Annotated in this window: 15 protein-coding genes; 8 read left to right on the top strand and 7 right to left on the bottom strand. The window is 67.6% G+C overall.

Features of this window, described 5'->3' with window-relative positions; translation table 11 throughout:
- Positions 1–5: 5 nt before the first annotated feature.
- Entirely contained in the window at positions 6–797 is a 792-nt protein-coding gene (locus AC1DIN_RS09900; RefSeq protein ID WP_476809623.1) for a 2-keto-4-pentenoate hydratase, read from the top strand.
- An 18-nt stretch (positions 798–815) separates the two neighbouring features.
- Positions 816–1,583, top strand: coding sequence for an aminotransferase-like domain-containing protein (locus AC1DIN_RS09895; protein ID WP_476809622.1), 768 nt, complete (start codon positions 816–818; stop codon positions 1,581–1,583).
- Between the two features lie 27 nt (positions 1,584–1,610).
- On the opposite strand, the gene AC1DIN_RS09890 is transcribed toward AC1DIN_RS09895, so the two are convergent.
- From AC1DIN_RS09890 to AC1DIN_RS09860, 7 genes are read right to left on the bottom strand one after another with little or no spacing between them, the layout of a single operon-like run.
- Positions 1,611–2,747: a M24 family metallopeptidase gene (locus AC1DIN_RS09890; protein ID WP_476809621.1), complete on the bottom strand. Its 1,137-nt coding sequence runs from the start codon at positions 2,745–2,747 to the stop codon at positions 1,611–1,613.
- Positions 2,744–3,964 (bottom strand): M20 family metallopeptidase, encoded by a 1,221-nt coding sequence (locus AC1DIN_RS09885; protein WP_476809748.1) that lies wholly within the window; start codon positions 3,962–3,964, stop codon positions 2,744–2,746. Before AC1DIN_RS09885 ends, AC1DIN_RS09890 begins: the two co-directional genes overlap by 4 nt.
- Before the next feature lie 17 nt (positions 3,965–3,981).
- Positions 3,982–5,601 carry a dipeptide ABC transporter ATP-binding protein gene (locus AC1DIN_RS09880; protein WP_476809620.1) on the bottom strand — a complete coding sequence of 540 codons (1,620 nt, stop codon included), beginning with the start codon at positions 5,599–5,601 and terminating at the stop codon, positions 3,982–3,984.
- Between the two features lie 3 nt (positions 5,602–5,604).
- The gene (locus AC1DIN_RS09875) at positions 5,605–6,429 is read right to left on the bottom strand and encodes an ABC transporter permease (protein WP_476809619.1); all 825 of its coding nucleotides are present in this window, start codon (positions 6,427–6,429) and stop codon (positions 5,605–5,607) included.
- A complete protein-coding gene (locus tag AC1DIN_RS09870) occupies positions 6,422–7,369 on the bottom strand; it encodes an ABC transporter permease (protein ID WP_476809618.1) in 948 nt (315 codons plus the stop codon). Before AC1DIN_RS09870 ends, AC1DIN_RS09875 begins: the two co-directional genes overlap by 8 nt.
- 19 nt (positions 7,370–7,388) lie before the next feature.
- Complete coding sequence (locus AC1DIN_RS09865) at positions 7,389–8,942, bottom strand: ABC transporter substrate-binding protein (protein ID WP_476809617.1); 1,554 nt, start codon at positions 8,940–8,942, stop codon at positions 7,389–7,391.
- 11 nt (positions 8,943–8,953) lie between these two features.
- Entirely contained in the window at positions 8,954–10,219 is a 1,266-nt protein-coding gene (locus AC1DIN_RS09860) for a M20 family metallopeptidase (RefSeq protein ID WP_476809616.1), read from the bottom strand.
- 117 nt (positions 10,220–10,336) lie between these two features.
- On the opposite strand from AC1DIN_RS09860, the gene AC1DIN_RS09855 reads away from it, so the two are divergent.
- The 6 genes from AC1DIN_RS09855 to argE all read left to right on the top strand — a co-directional run bounded on the left by AC1DIN_RS09855 (position 10,337) and on the right by argE (position 16,386).
- Entirely contained in the window at positions 10,337–11,227 is an 891-nt protein-coding gene (locus AC1DIN_RS09855) for a GntR family transcriptional regulator (RefSeq protein ID WP_476809615.1), read from the top strand.
- 378 nt (positions 11,228–11,605) lie between these two features.
- Positions 11,606–12,436, top strand: a complete 831-nt coding sequence (locus AC1DIN_RS09850; protein ID WP_476809614.1) for a helix-turn-helix domain-containing protein — start codon at positions 11,606–11,608, stop codon at positions 12,434–12,436.
- A gap of 97 nt (positions 12,437–12,533) precedes the next feature.
- On the top strand, positions 12,534–13,259 hold the full coding sequence (locus AC1DIN_RS09845; protein ID WP_476809613.1) for an alanyl-tRNA editing protein: 726 nt from the start codon (positions 12,534–12,536) through the stop codon (positions 13,257–13,259).
- Between the two features lie 8 nt (positions 13,260–13,267).
- A complete protein-coding gene (locus tag AC1DIN_RS09840; protein WP_476809612.1) occupies positions 13,268–14,203 on the top strand; it encodes a DMT family transporter in 936 nt (311 codons plus the stop codon).
- Entirely contained in the window at positions 14,200–15,267 is a 1,068-nt protein-coding gene (locus tag AC1DIN_RS09835) for a Glu/Leu/Phe/Val family dehydrogenase (RefSeq protein WP_476809611.1), read from the top strand. Before AC1DIN_RS09840 ends, AC1DIN_RS09835 begins: the two co-directional genes overlap by 4 nt.
- 3 nt (positions 15,268–15,270) lie before the next feature.
- A complete protein-coding gene (gene argE, locus AC1DIN_RS09830) occupies positions 15,271–16,386 on the top strand; it encodes an acetylornithine deacetylase (protein ID WP_476809610.1) in 1,116 nt (371 codons plus the stop codon).

Below are 16,386 nucleotides of genomic sequence, written 5' to 3'. Positions count from 1 at the left end.
ACATGATGATGGACAGGGGTGGCTTGGCCGCGCGGCTGATCGGGGATCATGATGGGAAGGAGAAGTTCCGCCCCTTCGCCGCGGCTAACGGCATCACCTCGCTCGATGATGCCTATGACGTGCAAGAGCACGATGTCTCGCTCTTGAAGCCGCGCTGCGGTGCAGCCGTCGGCTACAAGATCGGCCTGACCTCGCAGCGCATGCAGGTGATGTGCGGCATCGACCAGCCGATCGCCGGCGTCGTGCTGGCCGACCGGCTGCATCCTTCCAGCGCGCGCGTCGCAATCGCCGATTACGGTCGCATGGGTCTCGAATTCGAGATCGCGGTGCGCATGGCCAGCGATCTCCCCGTCGGAGGCCCGGCCTGGACGCCGGAGAGCATCGCGGCCCATGTCGCCGGGGTCTGCGCGGCCTTCGAGATCATCGACGACCGCGCGGCCGACTATGCCGAGCTCGACGTGCTCTCGCTTGTTGCCGACAATTCGTGGAATGGCGGCGTGGTGCTCTCGGAATTCCGGAGCAGCTGGCCGGCGCTCGATGCCGTCTCCGGCGTGGTCAGCCGCAATGGCAGCGAGCTCGACCGCGGCCATGGCCGCGACGTCCTCGGCCATCCCTTCGCGCCGCTCGCCTGGCTGGCCAATGCGCTGGCGGCGAAGGGGCAGAGCCTGCGCGCCGGCGAGATCGTGATGACCGGAAGCCTCGTCACCACCCGTTTCCCCACCGAAAGCGAAACCTATCGCTTCGAACTCGCTGGCGTCGGCGCCGTCGAGCTCGACGCCACTGCCGCGGCTGCCTGAGCGCCGGAGACAAAAGCCATGACGCATCGCCTCGCCGCCCGGATGAGCCGGGTCAAGCCCTCCGCCATCCGCGAGCTCCTGCGCCTCGGCGCCGATCCCAACGTGATCTCCTTCGGCGGCGGCTATCCCGACGCCTCGCTGTTTCCGATCGAGGGGCTGGACCAGGTTTTCCGCAAAACGCTCGCCGAGAACGGGCAGGAGGCGCTGCAATACACCGTCTCGAACGGCATGCCGCTGCTGCGCTGCCAGATCGCCGAACGGATGACGCGGGATGGCGTGGCCTGCACCGCCGACGAGGTCCTGATCCTGCAGGGCGGCCAACAGGGGCTCGACCTCGTCGCCAAGATGCTGGTCGACAAGGACGACATCATCGTCGTCGAGGACCCGACCTTCCTTGGTGCGCTGATCGCCTTCAACTCCTGCGAGCAGCGTTATGTCACGATCGGCATGGACGGGGACGGCATGGATGTCGAGGCGCTCGATGCGGCGCTGAAGGCCAATCGGGGGGCGAAGTTCATCTACACGGTCCCGGATTTCCAGAACCCGACCGGCGTCACCATGAGCCTGGCGCGGCGCAAGCGGCTGGTGGAGATCGCCAACGCCCATGACCTGATCATCCTCGAGGACTCGCCCTATCGTGAGATCCGCTTGGAGGGCGAGCGCATCCCGCCGATCAAGATCGGCCTGAGGCGACGAAGAAGCGCCAAATGCCGGCATTGGATCAATACCGGAAAGCGGACGCCTGCTCCCGCGGCTCCTTGCTACGTCGGACAAATTAGCTCCTGACGTGGGCAAGGGCGAAAATGTCGCGGTTTAGTTTGGGCCGGCCGGGAGCATCTTGCGCGCCGTGGAGGTCAACCGCCTTCCGCCGTCGGCTTCGACGACAACGGTTTCGCTGAAACCCAGCCCCCCGGCCGAGACGTACATGTGAAAGACCATGCCGGCTTCGAGTCGCCAGCGGGCATTCGGCAGGAAGACACGGGAGAAATCGCTGGTACGAGGCGTGCGGCCGTACAGGCCGAGCGCATAGCCGGTGACGTTGTCGTACACTGGGCGCAAGCGCTCGGTGAGCACGCCGTCGCGCAGGATCGCGTCGACATCGCAGGCGCGCGCTCCCGACCGCATCGCAGCGATCTGCCGGTCCTGCAAGGCCACGAGCCGTTCGGCGACCGGCGACAGGCCGCGCCGGTCCGTGCCGATCAGCACCGGCCGCATCAGCCGGGCGCCGTAATTGCGCACCTTCGGGATCAGCTCGACATGCAGGATGTCGCCGTCGCCGAGCGGATGGGCGGTCATCACGCCGTGCAGGAATTCGTGATTGCCCACGCCCGGCACGATCGGCCCGGTCTCCCCGCTATCGGCGCCGTTCTCCAGGAAGCAGGCCGCGGCGATGGCGGCCGCGGCGCGCGGCGAGATTCCCGGTTCGGCCTGCGCGGCGATGGCGGCCATCGCTTTGTCGGCAATGCCCGCGGCGTCCGCGATCAAGGCGATTTCCGCCGGCGACTTCACGGCCCGTAGCAAGTCGCTCGCGCACGGCAGGTCGATGAAGGACGCATCGGGCAGCAGCGCGCCGAAGCGTTCACGCGTCTGCATGGTGAAGCCATACGAAGCGTGATCGGCACCGATCCCGGCCTGCGCAAAGCCGCGACGGCGGATTTCCTCGGCCATCACGGCCTGCGGCTCGGCCGTGTCCGGGAAGCCGACGATGTCGGTGAACCAGCAGGCATCGCGGCAGGGCCCGGCATCGAGCTCGCGCAGCACGAACCAAGGCTCGCCCTCGCGCGGCAGGAAGGCGGCGCGGTACATCGTCTCCGAGACGGTGTAGCCAGTCAGCCATGCCAGGAACTCGGCATGGTCGACGAGCAGCAGTTCGGCGCCCGCTTCGGCCATCGCGAGGCGGGCCTTGGCGACCCGCCCTGCGAACTCCTCACGCGTGAAGAGTGGCCTCACGCCACCTCGCAGATATCGAGGATGGTCAGCATGTAGATGCGGACCATGTCGAGGAAATCGCGGATCTCGACGCGCTCGTCGGGCATGGTGTTGTAGCGCCCGCCCGGCCCGCAGACGATGCCCTCCATCCCGGCCTCGGCATAGAGATGACCGGCATCGGTGCCGAAGAAACCCGGCGGCTTGATCGCCCCCGTCGGCTGCTTTTCGCCGCGCACCGCCTCATAGGCCGCGTTGACGGTCTTCACGATGCGCGCGTCCTTGGCGACCTCGAAGGCCGGCATCGACTGATGCCCTTCCTTCTTCTCGATTCGGATCGCGGTCTTCAGGCCCGGGAAGCGCTGCTCCAGCGCGGCGAGCTCGCGTTTCATGTCGGCGAGCGCGCCCTCTTGCGTCTGCCCGGGCGCATAGCGGCCAGAGCCCTTGAGCTTGCAGTAATCCGCGACCTGCGGCGCGCGCCACTCGTGCAGCTCCTTGCCCAGCGCGCCATGGACGACGCCGACATGGACGCGGTTGATCGATTTATGCTCGGGCGAGGGTGCGCCGGAAAACGTCATCGCGTTGAGGCGCGGGATCAGGTCGCAGGCGGCCATGATCGCATCGACCGCCTGCTCGCGCTTGGAGAGGTGACGGGTATTGCCGGTGAGTTCTATCACGAAGGAGAAGGCGCAGGCGTGCATCGTAACGGCCTGCACGTCCGTCGGCTCGCTGTTGACGAAATAATCGGCGCGGATGCCGTTGCGGATCGCCGCCACCGTGCCGACGCCGCCCTGCAATTCGCCGACGACATAGGTCAGGATCACATCGCCCTTCAGCTTCACCCCGGCATCGAGCAGGGTCTTGACCGCGCAATAGGAGGCGGCATCGCCCGCCTTCATGTTGGAGACGCCGATGCCGTAGATGAACTCGTCGTCGACCAGGCCGCCCCAGGGATCGACGGTCCAGCCCTCGGTCGCCGGATTGGTGTCGAGATGGCCGTTGAACAGCAGGCTCTTGCCACCGCCGGTGCCCTTCCAGCGACCGATGGCATTGGCGCGGCGCCCCTCGTCGAAGGGTTGCTCTTCGGCCTCGATGCCCATCGCCGTCATCTGGCCGACGACGTGGCGGACCAGCGCCTTCTCGCCCTCGGTCTCCGAATAGCTCTTGTGCTTCGCCCAGTCCGAGAGGAGCGCGAGGCAGGCCTTCTCGTCGAGCGAATGGATCAGGTCGCGGGGATTCATCGTCATGGCCTCGAATGTCAGGCGGCCGTGGCCGGGGCGGGCACGGCTTCGAGCAGGGATTGGGTGTAGGGGTGGAGGGGCCCGGTCGAGAGCGCCGCTATATCGACGAGATCGACGAGGTCGCCGCGGTACATCACCGCGATCCGGTGGGCGATCTGGCGCACCAAATTGAGATCGTGGGTGATGAAGAGATAGGCCGTGCCGAAGCGCTTCTGCAGATCGACCAGGAGCTCCACCACGGAGGCCTGCACGGAGACGTCGAGCGCCGAGGTGATCTCATCGCAGATCACCAGCTTCGGCTTGGAGGCGAAGGCACGCGCGATGGCGACGCGCTGCTTCTCGCCGCCGGAAAGCTGGTGCGGATAGCGCTCGGCATAAGCCGCCGGCAGTCGAACCTGCTCCAGCAATTCGCCTATCGCAGCCGCGTCCCGGCGGCCGCCCGGCTCGCCGTAGAGCGCAAGCGGTCGCGACAGGATCTCACGAATGCGCTGGCGCGGATTGAGCGAGGAATCCGGATGTTGGAAGATGATCTGGACGTCGCGGCGATAGGCCCGGTCCATGTCGCCGAGGCCGGTGATGCGGCGGCCGGCGAAGCGGATCTCGCCCTCAAAGCGATTGAGCCCCGTCATCGCCTTGGCGAGCGTCGATTTGCCCGAACCGGACTCGCCGACGATGCCGAGGATTTCGCCCGGCATCACCGACAGGCTGACCTCGCGATTGCCAGTGAATTGCGTATTCGCCCGGCCGAGCAGGCCGGCGAGGAAGGGCTTGCGGCCATAGAGCACGCTGACCTTCTCGACCTCGACCAGCGGCTTGGCCGCTACGGGTGCCTCCGTGTCGACCAGCCGGTGGTCCGGCCGCGGTACGGCGGCCAGCAGTTTTTTCGTATAGGCGTCCTGCGGTCGAGCGAAGACGTCGCCGACGGCGCCCTTCTCGACGATTCTGCCACGATGGATCACCGCGACCTTCATGGAGATCTGCGAAACCAGCGCGAGATCGTGCGAGATGTAGAGCGAGGCCACGCCGGTCTCGGCCTGCAATTCCTTGAAGAGGTCGAGGATCTGCCGGGCGGTGATGACGTCGAGCGCCGTGGTCGGCTCGTCGAAGATGATGCATTCCGGCTGGCAGGCGAAGGCCGTGGCGATGACGACACGCTGCTTCTCGCCGCCGGAGGCCTCATGCGGATAGCGCCGCATCATCTGCCGGGGCACCTTCAGGCCGACATGGGCGAGGCGCTCCTCCCCCTCGGCCCAGGCCTGCCGGCGCGTCAGGCCGCGATGGCGCACCAGCACCTCGGCGAGTTGCTCGCCGAGCGGCAGCGTCGGGTTGAGCGAGGTGCTCGGGTCCTGGAAGACCATGCCGATGCGCTTGCCGCGGATCGCGTCGATCTCGGCTTCGGATGCCTTGAGAAGGTCCTGCCCGGTCAGGCGGATGCTGCCCGCCTCGCGGGCGGTCGCGGGCAGGTAGCGCATGATCGCCCAGGCGAGCGAGGTCTTGCCGGAGCCGGATTCGCCGACAAGGCCGAGCACCTCGCCCTTGGCGACGGACAGCGACACATCGTCGAGCGCGCGGGTGAAGCCGGCCGGCGTCGCGTAGTCGAGACCATAGCCGGCGATGTCGAGGATCGGTTCGCTCATCGCTCAGGTCCTCGGGTTCAGCGCGTCGCGCAGCCCGTCGCCGAGCAGGTTGAAGCCGATCGCGACGAGCGCGACGGCGAGGCTCGGCCACAGGATCATCCAGGCGCTCAGATGCATGAAGCGGCGCGCCTCCGCGACCATCAGCCCCCATTCGGAGGCCGGGGGCTGGGCGCCCAACCCCAGGAAGGAGAGCGTCGCGAACAGCATTACGGCGAAGGCGACGCGGATCGTCATCTCGACGATGATCGGCGCCACCACATTCGGCAGCATCTCGCGCCAGACGATGAAGGCCGCGCTTTCGCCCCGCGCGATCGCCGCATTCACGTAATCCTGCTTGCGCACGGCGAGTGCGACAGAGCGCGTCACGCGGGCCATGCCGGGCGCGAAGGCGAGCGCGATCGCGAGCAGTGCATTGCTGCTGCTCTTGCCGAGCAGGTTCACGATCAGCAGCGCCAGCAGCAGGCTCGGGATCGACATGATCGCATCGACGGTGCGCATGATCGCTTCGTCGCTGCGCCCGCCCAAGAAGGCCGAGACCGTGCCGATGACGGCACCGACAAGCGTCCCCAGCGCAGTCGCCAGCACGGCCATGACGACGGTGGCGCGAGCGCCGTGCAGCAGCCGGCTCAGGATATCGCGCCCGTATTGGTCGGTGCCGAGCCAGAACTGGGCGCTCGGCGGCTTATAGCGCATCAGCGGCGCCATCTTCTCGGGGTCGTAGGGCGCAAGCCATGGCCCGACGATCACGACGAGCAAGATCAGCCCGACGATGACGAGGCCGAGCGCGCCTTGCGGCGAACGCAGCATGCGCTTGAGGATCTCAATCATACTGGATCCTCCGGTCGAGCCAGGCATAGGCGATGTCGGCGAGGAAATTGGCGACGGCATAAGTCGTCGCCATGATCAGCGCGCCCGCCTGGATCGAGGGTAGGTCGCGCGCCTGGATCGCGACGATGAGCTGGCGCCCGATGCCGGGCAACGCGAAGATCTCCTCGACCACGATGACGCCGCCGAGCAGATAACCGACATCGAGCGCGACGATGGTGATGGTCGGCAGCAGCGCATTGCGCAGCGCGTGCTTGAACAGTACCTGCCGCTTCGACAGCCCTTTCAGCCGGGCGGCGCGGATATAGTCGGAATGCAGCACGTCGACGAGTTCCGACCGCACCATGCGCGAGACATGCGCGATCAGGATCAGCGACACCGTCAGCACCGGCAGGACGAGGTGCTTCAGGCCACGCAGCGGGTCCTCGGTCAGCGGCACATAGCCCGTCGCCGGCAGCCATTGCAGCCAATCGGCTAGCACAAGTACGACCAGCGTCGCCGTGACGAATTCCGGCAGCGAGACGCCGATATAGGAGAGAAAGCTGACGCCGAGATCGGCCGCCCTGCCCCGCCTGACAGCCGCGACGATGCCGAGCGGGATCGCGACCGCCAGCATCAGCAGGATCGAGAACAAGGCGAGCAACAGCGAGCGGCCAAGCGCTTCCAGCATGGCCGGCGCGACCGGCTGGCCGGTGCGCATCGATACGCCGAAATCGCCCCTGACGACCCCGCCGAGCCAGTGCAGATACTGCATCCAGATGGGGTCGTTCAGCCCCATCTGGACGCGCAGGGCCGCCAGCGCGTCCGGCGTCGCATTTTCGCCCAGCATCATGACGGCGGCATCCGCCGGCAGGATCTGGGTGATCGCGAAGACGATCAGCGACACGACGAGGAGCGTGTAGCCGATCAGCAAGATGCGCTTGAGAATATAGGCCGGCGACACGCCCGCTGCCCCGCTTCGTTCAGCCGCGCTTCGGCGCGTTGGCGCCGAGCGAGACGAAATCGAGCCGGAAGACCGCGCCGCGCGGATGGAGCTGATAGCCCTGCACCCATTCGCGCTGCGCGCCGAGCAGATCGAAGAAGGCCGGGATGATCGATGGAACCTCGTCATACATCAGCTTCTGTGCCTCGGCGTAGAGCGCCCGGCGCTTGGCCTCGTCGACCGTGGCGCGCGCCTCGAAAATCAGCTTGTCGAACGCGGTGTTGTTCCAGCGCGTCTCGTTCCAGGCGGCGTTGGAGGTGTAGAGCAGAGAGAAGATGGCGTCGGCCGTCGCCTGCATGTTGTAGAAGCCGACATAGAACGAGCCCTTCTTCCAGACCTGGTCGAGATAGGTCGCGTGCGGCATGGTCTCGACCTTGATGTCGAAGCCGGCGGGTTTGGCCATCTCGCGTAGCGCCACGGCGAGCTGGGTGCGCTGGCCCGGCCGGTCGGATGCGATCAGCGTCGCCTCGAGCCCTTTCGGATAGCCGGCTTCCGCGAGCAGCGCCTTGGCCTTGGCGATATCGGCTTTCTTGGCCGGCAGGTCGGCGTAGAAGCGATAAGCGGGGCTTAGCGGCGTGTCGTTGCCCGGCGAGCCGAAGCCCTCGGTGACGAAATCCACCATCGCGGCGCGGTCGACGGTGAGCGCCAGTGCCTGGCGGACGCGCACGTCGTTGAAGGGCTTCTGGTCGCAACCGAAATTGACATTGCAGAACTGGCCCGAAGGCACGCGCAGCGCCTTGACGCCGTTCGCCTTCTGCAGGCGCCCGAATTCGGTCGGCGGCGTCGTGGAGATCAGGTCGGTGTCGCCCACGATCAGCGCGGAAGCCTCCGCGCTGACATCCGGGAAGACCATGACCTCGATCTTGTCGAGATAAGGCCGGGCCTTGTCGTAATAGGCGTCGTTGCGGGTGACGACGATCTGCCGCTCCGGCTCGAAGGAGACGAGCTTGAACGGACCGGTGCCGATCGCCTGGCGGTCGAGCTTCTCCAGCCCGCCCTTGATCACGGCGGCCGGCACGATCTTGGCGTTGGTGTAGGCCAGCGTCACCGGCAGGTCGGCGAAAGGCGCCGAGAGCGTGAAGACGACGGTAGTATCGTCCTTGGCCGCAACCTTGGCGATGGGGCCGACATTCTGGCGCGCCGGCGAGGCCGTCTTCGCATCGAGGATAGCCTCGAAGGTCGCAACCACGTCGGCCGCCGTGCAGGGCGAGCCGTCATGGAAGCTCAGGCCCTTGCGCAGGACGAAGGTCCACTCGGTCAGATCGGCCGAGTTGGTCCAGGATTCGGCCAGATCAGGCTCAGCGCTCATGTCGACCTTGAGCCGCGTCAGACCGGAATAGAGCAACTCGGCAACGAGGTATTCCGGGTTCACGCGGGTGACGAGCGGATTGAGCTTCGCAACCGCCTGGTCGACGCTGACGCGCAGCGTGCCGCCTCGCCGCGGTGTCTGCGCGAAGGCCGGCAGGCCGGATATGGCAAGGCCGCTCAGAGCAGCGGAGGCGGCGAGGAAATCGCGACGATGGATGCTCGGCATGGAACGCTCCTTCAGCTCTGGGACGAGGGCAGATCGGGGTTGATGTCGGGTCTGAAATCGACGGCGAGATAGGCGAGCACGGACTTCGCCAGCGAGACGATGTCAGGCACCGTCGTGTATTCGCCGGGCGAATGGATGTTGCGGTCGGGCCGGCCGAGGCCGCCGAGCAGCACTTCGCTCTGCCCGGTGGCGCGCTGGACCCAGCCGAAATCGGAACAGCTTGCTGCGCCCCATTTCCGGAATTCTTCCGGCGCATAGCCGAAGCCAGCGCCCATGGCAGCCTGCCAGCGCGGCCAATGCGGCCCCGCCGGATCCGCGGTCGGCATGAGATGACCGACCAGCGCCGTTTCGACCGAGAGGCCCGGCATGGCAGCCGTGCTGCGGCGGATCACCTCCTCGATCTCAGCGAGCGCCTCCTCGAAGCGCTCCTCGGGCGCATAGCGCCGGTTGACCGTCAGCTCGACGAGAGCCGGAACCTGCCCGCCGGCCGTACCACCCGAGATCGCGGCGAGATTGAGCTGGGCCGCGAGCGGCGGCTTGCCCGGCGGCGGCGGCAAGGCCGAGATACGCGTCGCGACCTTTTCCTTCAGTTCCGTCAGCGCATTGAGCAGCGGCAGCGCGGCGTCGATCGCATTGAGCCCGGAACCCTTGCGATTGCCTTCGCCGGCATGGACGGCTTGGCCGTGCATCCGGACGAGCAGGTTGAACAGACCGAAGCAGCCGGCCCAGATCCGCGCCTCGGCACTGCCGTTGAAGTTGAGCGTGTGATCGGGGAGCCGGCCCTGTTCGGCGAGATAGCGGATACCGGGATAGAGACCGCCCTCCTCGTCGGTGCAGAAGAGCAGCATCGGATCATAGGCGAGCGCCACCCCGCAGACCCGCGCCGCCCGCAGAGCCAGCAGCACGGCGGCAATGCAGCCCTTCATGTCGGCAGCGCCAAGCCCTATCAGGCGATCGCCATCGCGTTCCAACCGCAGCGGAGCGGTTTCCCACCCGGCGGCGGCGGGCACCGTATCGACATGGAAATAGAGGCCGCAGGCTGGCCGACCGCTCGAGTGGCTGGCGATCAGATTCGTGCGCGGGCCAGCAGCGGGGCCATTCGGAACGCGCCAGAGTGCCTCGGGGACAGCCACGCGCTCGGTCGCAAAGCCGAGCGGAGCAACGAGTTCTTCCATCAACCCGGCGAAATCATCGTAACCGAGGCCGGGCGGGAAAGAGGTATCGACCGCGATCATCCGGCCGAGATCGGCGACGGCAGCGTCGACATGGGCGGACATCCAGCCGCCTGCCTCTGCCAGCGCAGTCTCATGGTGTCGCGGAGAGGAGGTTCCCGCCATCGCTCAGCCCAGCGAAGCCGCGCTTGTCCAGCGCCGGCACGATCTGCGATGGAGCACTTGAACCGCCGCAGCTGGCAATACCATTTGCGGGCCTCCCTCTTTCATATAAACTATATAGAAATAGGACAGACTGGCATGCCCCCTGTCAATGCCAAAAAAGCGACGAGCGCTGGCGCCGGAACAGGCAATGACGCCGGCGCGGCAGCACCGGTTCTGCCGAATTTCGGCGCTGGCGAGGCGGCGCCGCTCTATGAGCGCGTGAAACGGCATATGTCGGAGGCCATCCTGGTTGGCGAGTGGCCGCCCGGCATGATGCTGCCCAATGAAACGGCTTTGGCCCAGGGGTTCGGGGTCGCAGTCGGCACGGTGCGCCGGGCCATGAGCGATCTCGTCGCGGAGGGGCTGCTCTCCCGTCGCCGCAAGACCGGCACGGTCGTGACCGGGCGCACCCCACATCACAGCCTGCGCTTCTTCTTCCAATATTTCCGCTTGCACCGGGCCGATGGCAGCCTCGTGCACTCGACCAGCCAGTTCCTGGGCGTCGAGACCCTGCCCGCCACGCAGGCACAGGCCGAAGCACTGCAGATCAGGACCGGCGGTGTGATCAAGGTCCACCGCATCCGCCATGTCGATGGCCGCCCGATAATGCACGACAAGCTGGTCATGGCGGAGGAGCGGCTGCCGGACTGGCCGCACGACACCGCCGAATTACCGCCCTTGCTCTATCTCCATCTGTTGGAGCGCTACGGCATCCGGATCTCCGCGGTTCGCGAGCAGATCACCGCCGACCTCGCCGGCGACGAGGATATCACGCTGCTCCAGCTGGGCGGACGTGAAGCCGTGCTCACGATCGACGAGGTCGCATACGATCAGGCAGGCGTGCCCACGATCCTCGGGTGGCATCGCGCGACGACTGCTGCGCACGCCTATGTCAACGAAGTCAGGTAGGCCCGCGCCAGAAGTCGAGATAGCGGATGGGCCTTGAAGCGGACATTGAGGCGCCCGGCGTCTGGAAGATCGCAAGCGCCCCGTTGTGAACGGGACTGTGGATCGGCGCTCATCCGAAGGCCACTCTTCCAATGGCCATGGTCACTGCCGGGCCCCTTGCCACACGGCGTCATGTCCTCGCGCGGGCCAGCCTCGGCAGAGCGATGGCATGAGGCCCCGCTCTCGATGATCTCGCAGCCACTGCCGGACCGACATTGCCAGTGCCTTCATCGCCCCCTTTTGGAGCGCTGCCCATCGTGTCCTCGGTAGCCCCCTCTCGGTTGCGATCTCGGCACGATCGTTGCACGATCCCGGCTCTCCTGACGACCGGATCGGATCTTGGCCCGTACCGACCTGCGCAATTCGTCCCGCTACTGGCGCGACCCTCGGGTTCCGGGCCTGAGTTGTCTCGTCGCCGACTTCACCAGTCACGACTATGCGCCCCACAGCCACGAGGCCTTCGTCGTTGCGGTGACAGAGGTCGGCGGTGCCGAGTTCAAGAGCCGGGGACGGAGCGACGAGGCCGGGACCTCGACGCTGCTCGTGTTCAATCCCGACGAGCCGCATTCCGGGCGCATGGGCTGGAGCCCGCGCTGGCGCTATCGCGGGCTCTATCTGACCCGCCCGGCGATCGAGACGCTCAATGCCGCGCTCGGGCTCGATGCGACCGCCTATTTCTGCCGCAACAGCTTTCGGGATCCCGATCTGATCGAGGCTTTCCTCGAGCTGCACCGCATTCTCGACGATGGCAACGACCCTTTCGAGGAACGCGAGCTGTTGCTGCGCAGCTTCGGAGCCCTGATCCGGCGCCACGCCGCCGGCGAGCCCAGTCTGTCGCTGCCGGCGCGCGATGCCAACAAGGCCACCCATGTCCGTGAGATCATGCGCGAACGTCACATGGAGGAACTCACCCTGGAGGAGCTCGGCGCCACGGTCGGGCTCACTCCGTTCCAGTTGATCGCGGTATTCAAGCGCACCACGGGCCTGACGCCGCACGCCTATCTTACGCAACTGCGCCTGAAGGCCGCGATCGCCGCGCTCGGCCGCGGCACGAGCATCGCCGCCGCCGCCCTCGACGCCGGCTTCTATGACCAGAGCGCGCTGACGCGACATTTCAAGCGCAGCTATGGCATCACTCCGCTGCAATGGGTGCGCGCGACCACCGTCTGATCCGCGTCCTCAATTTCCGCCAATAGCCGCGCGGTTCGGCGCGCCAATCTCGTTCCCGAGCAGATGCCCTGTCGGCACTGCGGAAAGGATGAGATTCATGTCCCGCTACTTCTGCCTCGACAATCCGGAGGTCCCGGCGCTCGCGACTGAGGTCGTCGAGGCGGGACCGGGCTGGGTCGTTCTCGCGGAGAGCCCGTTCTATCCCGGCGGCGGCGGGCAATTGCCCGATCGCGGCGCACTGGCCTGGGCCGGTGGCGAGGTCGCGGTCGCCGGCTTCGAGAACGAGGGAGGCCGGCTTCGGCTTATGCTCGGCGACCCCATCGAACTACCAGCCGGCGCCGTGGAAGCCCGGGTAGATCCGACTTTTCGCAAGCTGATGCGCGCGCTCCACACCGATCTGCACATCGTCAACGCGGTGGTCTTCCAGAGCTTCGACGGAGCGCTCGTCACCGGCGTCCAGATGAACGAGGACGGCACCGCGCGCATCGATTTCGACCTCCCGGATGCTGACAACGACCGCCTGCGCGCGATCGAGGAGCCGGTGAATGCGCTCATCCGGCAAGACCTCGCCATTCGGCAGGACTATCTGCCCGAGGCCGCGGCCTTCGCGGAGCCGGGGCTGATCCGCTCGCGCTCGGTCGCCCCCCCGCCGACCGCGGACGGGCAGGTGCGCGTCGTCGAGATCGTCGGCCTCGACCGGCAGGCCTGCGGCGGCACCCACCTCGCCTCGACCGGCGGCTCGCCGCCGATCCGCATCCTGAAGATCGACAACAAGGGCCGGCACAACCGGCGTCTGCGTATCGGCCTCGCAGGCGCGCTGTGAGGTTGGCGATGCCGATCCTCCGGCGCATCTGGGACCAGCCGCTGCTGCTGCTGCCCCTGCCGCCCCTGTTCTGGGCCGGAAACCTCGTGCTCGGACGGGCGCTCGCGGACACGTTCCCGCCGGTCTCGCTCGCGGTCGGGCGCTGGCTCGTCGCGCTCGCCTGTCTGGCGCCCTTCGTGCTCGGCGCGCTCAGCGCGCAGCGGCAGGCGCTCTTTCGTGCCCGCTGGCTCGTCCTGGCCTGCGGCGCCTTCGGCATCGCCGGCTACAATGCGCTCGGCTATCTCGCCTTGCAGAGCGCCCCCGCCGCCAGCGTCGCCTTCCTCAACTCGACCCTGCCGCTGATGGTGCCGCTGGCGGCTTTCGCACTCGGGGTCGAGCGTGTCTCGGCCCGCACGCTCGCCGGCATCGCCATCTCCTTCGTGGGCGTGGCCTGGATCGTCGCGCGCGGCGAGCCGTCGACCCTGTCGCGGCTGGGCATCAGCGGCGGCGAGCCGCTGGTCCTGGTCGCGGTCGCCAATTACGCGGTCTACTCGGTGCTGCTGCGCCGCCGCCCCACCGATCTCGATCCGCTCGTCTTCCTGGCGGCGACGATGGTGGCGGGGCTTTTCGTGCTGCTGCCGTTCTGGATCTGGGAACTGGCGCTCGGCGCGGCGATCCCAACCGCCCCCGGCCCCCTCGCCGCCGTGCTCTATATCGGCGTCTTCGCCTCGCTGCTCGCCTTCGTCATCTGGAACCGCTGCGTCGCGACGCTGGGTCCGAGCGTCACCGGGGCCTCCTTCCACCTCGTCGCCCTGTTCACCGCCATGCTCGCCTTCCTGCTGCTGGGCGAGCCCGTGCGGCCGTTCCACCTCGTTGGTGCCGCGATGATCCTGTGCGGCTTCGGCCTCGCGGCGACGAGCGGCCGCCCTTCCCCATCCCGAGCCGCCGGAGCGCTCAAGCCATGACCGTGTTTTCCCACGAATCCTTCGCCAATCACGAGCAGGTGGTGTTCGTCTCCGACGAGGCCAGCGGATTGAGGGCCCTGATCGCGATTCACGATACCTCGCTCGGCCCCGCGCTCGGCGGCTGCCGCATGTACCCCTATGCCGACGAGCAGGCGGCGCTACGCGACGTGCTTCGGCTCTCGCGCGGGATGACCTACAAGGCCGCGGCGGCTGGCCTCGATCTCGGCGGCGGCAAGGCGGTGATCATCGGCGATCCCAGCCAGCAGAAGACGCCGGAGCTGCTCATGGCGATGGGACGGGCGGTCGAGCGGCTCGGCGGCCGCTACATCACGGCCGAGGATGTCGGAACCTCGGTGGCCGACTTCGCCGAAGTCCGCAAGACGACGGGCCATGTCGTCGGCCTGCCGGTCGAGCTCGGCGGCAGCGGCGACCCGTCGCCGACCACGGCGCTCGGCGTCTTCCACGGCCTGGACGCGGCCGCGCGGCATCGCTGGCGCGCGACGAGCCTGTCCGGGCGCTCGGTCGCCGTCCAGGGGCTGGGCAATGTCGGCTGGCATCTCTGCCAGCTTCTGCGCGAGGCGGGGGCGTCGCTTACGGTCAGCGACGTCGACGAGAGCCGTGTCGCGAGGGCCGTTGCGACGTTCTCGGCCCGTGCCGTGGCTCCCGAGGCGATCTATGCCGCCGAGGTCGACATCTTCTCGCCCTGCGCCATGGGCGCCGTGCTGGACGATACGAGCATCGCCCGGCTGCGCTGCGGCGTCGTCGGCGGGGCGGCGAACAATCAGCTTGCGCGCGAGGAGCATGGCGAGCAGTTGCGCGCTCGCGGCATCCTCTACGTACCGGACTTCGTGATCAATGCAGGCGGGATGATCCGCGTCTCCTCCGAGCGCGCCGGCTATGATCAGGATTCCGTCGATCGCGGCGTAGAGGGCATCGGCCACACGCTGCGGACGATCTTCGAGAGCGCGGAGGCGGACGGCGTGCCGACTCATACGGCGGCGCTGCGCCTCGCCCAGGCCCGGCTCGGGCGGGCTCGAGCCGGACAGCACGCGCTGGCAGCTTGAGCGATGAGCGCGACGGTCTCCCTGCTCGAGGAACTGGTCGGCTTCGACACCACGTCGAGCCGCTCGAACCTGGCTCTCATCGGCCGTGTGGCCGACCGGCTCGACAGCCTCGGTGCCCGCATCCGGTTGAGCTATGACGACGCCCGCGCCAAGGCGAACCTCCTCGCCAGCTTCGGGCCGCGCGCGCCGGGCGGCGTCGTCCTGTCCGGGCACACCGACGTCGTCCCGGTCGCCGACCAGGACTGGACGTCCGATCCGTTTCGCCTGACCGAGCGCGACGGCAAGCTGCATGGCCGCGGCGCTGCCGACATGAAAGGCTTCGTCGCGGCCTGTCTTTCGGCGGCCGAGGGCTTTGCCGGCGCCGGTCTCGCCCGGCCTGTCCATCTGGCTCTGTCCTATGACGAGGAGGTCGGCTGCCTCGGGGTGGCGCGCCTCATCAACGACCTGCTGGCCCATGAGGAGAAGCCGGAGCTCGCGATCATCGGCGAGCCGACCGGCATGCGGATCGGCGACAGCCATCGCGGCTTCCTCGGCTTTCGCACCCGCTTCGAGGGCAAGGCCGCGCATTCGAGCGACCCCGGCGCCGGCGCGAGCGCGATCTATCCGGCTGCCGATTTCGTCGGCTTCCTGAAGACCATCGGGCACCGCACGGGCGTGGGAGCCGACGCGACCACGGTCAATATCGGCCAGATCGAGGGCGGAACCGCGATCAATATCGTGCCGGCCCTCTGCGAGGTGCTCTGGGAATTCAGGCCGGTAACGGCCAGCGACGCCACCGAGATCGAGGCGCTCGCCCGCTCCTATCTTGCGCGCGCGATGCCGGACGATGTCCGCCTGTCGATGCGGCGGGACATCCATGTCCCGCCGCTATGCGCGGGAGGCGACGAAGGTGCGCTCGCCGTCGTGGCTGCGCTCGGCGGCATCGCTCCGCCCTTCCCGATGGCTTTCGGCACGGAGGCCGGCTTCTTCCAGGGGGCGGGCATTCCCGCCGTCGTCTGCGGGCCGGGCTCGATCGGGCAGGCTCATCAGCCCGACGAATGGATCGCGCGCGCCGAGCTCGATGCCGCCGACGCCTTTCTCGCCCGTCTCACCGGCTGGGCCCGACGCCAGCACGCCTGA

The organism is Allobosea sp. 05T438, assembly GCF_056396025.1.
The sequence above is the reverse complement of the archived record's forward strand: the minus strand, read 5'-3'. Positions and strand labels throughout refer to the sequence as shown.